The 5,126-nt window shown below is 72.3% G+C and carries 4 protein-coding genes and 1 pseudogene; 1 reads left to right on the top strand and 4 read right to left on the bottom strand.

Going from position 1 to position 5,126, the window contains the following annotated elements; genetic code table 11:
* Together AC27IO_RS20150 and AC27IO_RS20145 are read right to left on the bottom strand one after the other, a co-directional pair.
* On the bottom strand, positions 1–589 hold a 589-nt coding region (locus AC27IO_RS20150; protein WP_498740418.1), incomplete at its 3' end, for a phospholipase D-like domain-containing protein.
* 21 nt (positions 590–610) lie between these two features.
* On the bottom strand, positions 611–1,351 hold the full coding sequence (locus AC27IO_RS20145; protein WP_284405500.1) for an endonuclease/exonuclease/phosphatase family protein: 741 nt from the start codon (positions 1,349–1,351) through the stop codon (positions 611–613).
* A gap of 130 nt (positions 1,352–1,481) precedes the next feature.
* Between AC27IO_RS20145 and AC27IO_RS20140 the strand changes: the two genes are divergently transcribed.
* Entirely contained in the window at positions 1,482–3,221 is a 1,740-nt protein-coding gene (locus AC27IO_RS20140; RefSeq protein ID WP_284405499.1) for a response regulator, read from the top strand.
* Positions 3,222–3,241: 20 nt separating this feature from the next.
* On the opposite strand, the gene nudB is transcribed toward AC27IO_RS20140, so the two are convergent.
* Positions 3,242–3,712: a dihydroneopterin triphosphate diphosphatase gene (gene nudB, locus AC27IO_RS20135; RefSeq protein ID WP_498740419.1), complete on the bottom strand. Its 471-nt coding sequence runs from the start codon at positions 3,710–3,712 to the stop codon at positions 3,242–3,244.
* Between the two features lie 202 nt (positions 3,713–3,914).
* Positions 3,915–4,223 (bottom strand): annotated as a pseudogene (locus tag AC27IO_RS20130) (chemotaxis protein CheW); the annotation flags it as partial.
* Positions 4,224–5,126: the final 903 nt, after the last annotated feature.

Raw genomic sequence — 5,126 nt, 5'->3', positions numbered from 1 at the left:
CGGCCGCGCGCAGGTCGCGCAGCGCATCGGCCAGGCGGTGGCGGCGCGCGTCGCGCACCGCCTTGAGCCGCCACCAGACGTGCTGCATGGCCTCGTCGGCCTGCTCCACCAGCCGGCCCTCGGCACGCACCGCGAAATCGAAGCGCGGGGCTTCCAGCACGCCGTGGTTGGGGTCGTGCAGGTCGTCCAGCACGTTGATGCCGCCGCAAAACAGCACGCAGCCGTCCACCACGCACAGCTTGCGGTGCAGCCGGCGCCAGCGGTGCGGCAGCAGCAGGCCCAGCGTGCCGACCGGCGAATACACCTGCATCTGCACGCCCGCGGCCTGGAAGCGCTCGGGCCACGGGCCGGGCAGCGAGCCGGTGCCCACGCCGTCCACCACCAGGTGCACGCGCACGCCGCGTTCGGCCGCGCGCACCAGCGCCTCGGCAATGGCGGCGCCGGTGCCGGTGCAGTCGAAGATGTAGGTCTCGAACTGGATGTCGGACGTGGCGGTGTCCATGTCGGCCACGAGGGCCGCGAACAGCTCCTCGGACCCCTGCAGCAAGCGGACGCGGTGGTCCGCGCCGAGCACGGCGGCATGCGACATGGCTCAAAGCCCCCCCGCGGCTCACAGGCGGAACTCGGCGATGAGCGGCAGGTGGTCCGACATGCGCCACCAGATGCGCCCGCGCGGCACGTGCAGGCCGAGCGGCGTGAGCCCGCGCACGTACACGTGGTCGAGCTGCACCATGGGCAGGCGCGCCGGGTAGGTGAAGGTGCGGGGCGCCTCCTCGTACTCGTACAGCCCGCATGCCGCCAGCGCGCGCTTGACCTGCAGGCCCCAGTCGTTGAAATCGCCGGCCACCACCAGCGGCTCGTCCGGCGGCACCTCGCGGGCGATGAAACGCTGCAACTGCGCCACCTGGCGCACGCGGCTGCCGGGGATCAGGCCCAGGTGCACCACGATGGCATGCACACGGCGGCCGTGGATCTCGACCTCGACATGCAGCAGGCCGCGCTGCTCGAAGCGGTGGTCGGAGATGTCCTCGTGCCGGTGCCCGATCACCGGCCAACGCGACAGCAGCGCATTGCCGTGCTCGCCATGGCGGGTGACGGCGTTGGTGCGGTACACCGCCTCGTAGCCCTCGGGCGCCAGGAACTCGGCCTGGGGCATGTCGGGCCAGCGCTGGAAGTACTGCTGCTCGCGGCGGTGCATCTTGCGCACCTCCTGCAGGCAGACGATGTCGGCGTCGAGCTGCTCGACGGCATGGCCCAGGTTGTGGATCTCCAGGCGGCGGGCTGGGCCCAGGCCCTGTACTCCCTTGTGGATGTTGTAGGTGGCAACGCGCAGGATGTCGGAGGGGTCCATGGCGCGATTGTGTCGCAGGCGCGCGTCGTTCCGGTGTCAGCCTGCGGGAAGGGGCTTTTTTCCACCCTCGGGCCCGCGCCGCGCGGCCTACACTGTGCTCTTTGCTCAACGGGACGCGCGCCGCACCGCCATGGCCACCGCCAAAGAACCAGACTCCACGGAATCCCAGGCGCTGGTGATCGACAGCAACGCGACCTCGCGCAGCATCCTGGTGGCGCAGCTGCGCGAGTACGGCATCCACCGCGTGGTGCAGTGCAGCAGGGTGCAGGACGCGCGCAGCCGGCTGGAGCACACCGTGTTCGACTACGTGCTGTGCGAGCAGTATTTCGCCGAATCCGGGCAGTCCGGCCAGACGCTGCTGGACGACCTGCGGCGCGCCCAGATGCTGCCGTTTTCCACCGTGTTCTTCATGGTCACCGCCGAGGCCTCCTACGCCGCGGTGGCCGAGGCGGCCGAATCCGCGCTGGACGGCTACCTGCTCAAGCCGTTCACGCCCAGCGCGCTGTTCGAGCGGCTGGGCCTGGCGCGCCTGCGCAAGACCCACCTGCGCCCGATCTTCGATGCCATCGGGCGGGAAGACTTCGAGGCCGCCGCGCAGCTGTGCGTGGAGCGCTTCGAGGCGCGCAAGCCCTACTGGCTGTATGCCGCGCGCATCGGCACCGAACTGCTGCTGCGCCTGGCGCGGCACGACGAGGCCCGCACCCTGTTCGAGGCGGTGATCGAGGCGCGCGCCCTGCCCTGGGCCAAACTGGGGGTGGCGCGGGCGCAGATCGAGTCCGGCCAGGCGCCGCGGGCCATCACCACCTTGCAGGGCCTGATCGGGGAGGACGCCTCGTTCGCCGACGCGTATGACGTGCTGGGGCGCGCGCAAGTCGAGATGGGCCATTTCGAGGACGCCATGGCCACCTACCGCACGGCCAGCGGCCTCACGCCGGACTCGGTGGTGCGGCTGCAAAAGCTCGGCATGATGGCCCACTACATGGGCGACCGCGAAACGGCGGCCAAGGCCCTGTCGCGCGCCGCGGTGCTGGGCATCGACTCCAAGCTGTTCGACTACCAGTCGCTGGTGCTGCTGGCCTTCGCGCACTTCGCGGGCAACGACCGCAAGGGCCTGGAGCGCTGCATGGCCGACTTCGTGCGCATCCTGGAGCGCCATGGCGACAGCCGCCGCGTGCAGCGCTTCAGCGAAATCGTGGCGGCGCTGCAGCAGATCCAGCAGCGCCAGTTCGCCCAGGCCGTGGCGGGGGTGCGCTCCATGGCGCGCGAGATCGGCATCGGCGATTTCGACTACGAAGCCGCCTGCAACCTGAGCAGCCTGCTGGCCGTGCTGGCGGCCACCTCGATCGACCTGCAGGAGGGACCGGCGTGGGTCACCGCCATCGGCATGCGCTACGCCAACACGCGCGGCCTGTGCGAGCTGATGGCCAATGCCTGCCTGGTCCACCCCGACTACTCGGACATCGTGCGCGGCTGCCTGCCCCAGATCAACAAGGCCGCCGAGAACGCGGTGGCGCTCAGCCTGTCGGGCGATCCCGGCGGCGCGGTGGCGCAGTTGCTCGAAGCGGCCGGCACCACGCTCAACACCAAGCTGCTGGACCTGGCGCAGCAGATGCTGACCCGGCACGCCGCCCGCATCGACGACGCTGCCGCGCGGCAAGCGGCCATCGATGCCCTGCGCTCGCGCTGCGGCCCAACCACGCCGCGCGCCGTGCTGGGCCAGGCCACCGAAAGAAAGCCGGGCGAGCTGGTGCTGCGCACGTCCAGCGCCGCCAGCACGCCCGCCGCCACGCCCGCCTCGCCTTCGTCACCCGCCTCGCCACTGCCCGAACCGGCCGATCTCGCTGCGGTGCTGCGCCTGCGGCCGATGTAGCGCTGGCCAGGAGGCCGCGGTCAGGCGGGCGGCGTGAACCGGGGCAGCATCAGGCACGCCTCGGCATTGGAGGGCGAAAAGCAGGCCAGCGCCGCATCGCGCCAAGGCAGCCAGCGCCACGCCACATGCTCGCGCGGGCTCAGCACCACCGGCGTGCCCTGGGGCACGCACAGGCCAAACAGCCGCTCGCGGTTGCGCACCACGCCCGGCGCGTAGCGATGCAGCCACTGCGGCCAGATGTCGTAGACGTTTTCCAGCGCCCAGTCGGTCAGCACGCAGCCGGGGGCGCGGGCATCGATGCCGGTTTCCTCGCGCACTTCGCGCACCGCCGCCTCCTCGAAGGGCTCCTCGGGCCAGTCCTTGCTGCCGGTGACCGACTGCCAGTGGTCGCCACCGCCCGCCCGGTGGATCAGCAACACATCCAGCGCCGGGGTGTGGACCACCACCAGCACCGACTCGGGGATCTTGAACGCGCCCGGCAACGGGATCAGGCCGCCGCGGCGAGCAAGGACTGCAGGTCCTGCCGGGGCGCGTCCGCCAGCGCACCGGCCGCGCACTGCTGCAGCCACTGCGGCGAGATGCGGCAGAGCATGGCCCGGCCGGCCGGCTCGCCCGCGGTGCGACCGGCACCACGGCATCGATCAAGGGCGCCGCTCCGGCGACCGCTCCCACGCCCACCGGCTGCAGCGTGCGGCGGTCCAGTTCGAGGATGGCGCCGAGCGCATCCACCCGCAGCGCGAACTCCTGCAGGCGCCCGTCGTCCAGGGTCGCGCGCACCACCACGATCTGGCGGTTGGGGTCGCCCTCGCGCGGGGCCGGCGCATGCGCCTGGCCTGCCGGCGCGGCGATCACGCTGCGCAGGTCCACCACCGGGCACACGCGGTGGCCGATCTGCGCCAGGCCGAGGAACGGCGCGCGCAGGCCACCCGCGTGCAGCACGGTCACGTCGGGTGCGGCCTCCACCACCGAGGCGGCCTCCAGCCCGAACCACTGCGCGCCCATGCGAAACGATGCCAGTTGCAAACCCTGCGCGGCCTCGATGCGCGCGCCGGGCAATGTCGCCAGCGCGGGCGCCAGCGCCGCGGCGGCCTGGTGCTCGCACACGTGGCGCAGCACCGCGCAGCCCAGGCCGTGGTCGTAGCCGTCCTGCGCGCGGAACTCGCGGTAGCCCTGGCCCCGCGCGAACCCCGTGGCGTACAGGTGGCGGCCCAGGACCGCCATGCGGGGCTCGGTGCGGCCGGCCGTCCAGGCGGGCAGCGCCGCCTGCGCCTCGCTGCCCGTGGCACAGACCACCGCGCCCTGCGCATCGACGAACGCCAGGACGTCGCGCCCGCCCGCACCCACCGCGCAGTCGGCCAGGATGGACGACAGCTGCTCGGCCGCATCCCAGACGATCGCAATGCCGCCCAGCAGCGGTCCCGGGGTGCCGCGGCCGTTGCCCTCGCCGCGTGCTTCGCCCCGCACCGCTGCGGCATAGACGAAGGTCGGGCCCTGGCCGTAGAACCGGCTCGGCGCGTAGCGGCTCACCACGTAACCCTGGCTGCCCTGCAGGCGCAGGCAGCGGCCGACCCATTCCTCGTCCAGTGACGTGCCCACCTGCCGCGCCTGGCCGGGCTGGGAGACGGCCACCACGCGGCCCTCGCGGTCGAACAGCACCAGGCAGGCGTACACGGTGTAGAGCCGGTTGATGCCCTGCAGCACCGCGGTGGCCTGTTCGCAGCCCGGCGTGCCGGCCTCCAGGGTGCGGGCGAATTGCGGCGTCAACGCCCACCAGCGGCAGTCGTTGGCCCGCTCGTACAGGTTGCGGTCCAGGATCTGCATCGCCAGCGACGCGCGGCCCCGGGCATCGCTCAGCAGCGAACGCATGACCACGCCGTACAGGTCCTGCAGGGCGCTGGCGAAGGC

Source organism: Acidovorax sp. KNOB132 (assembly GCF_057541515.1).
Note: the sequence above shows the minus strand (reverse complement) of the source record. Positions and strands in the feature narration are given on the sequence as shown.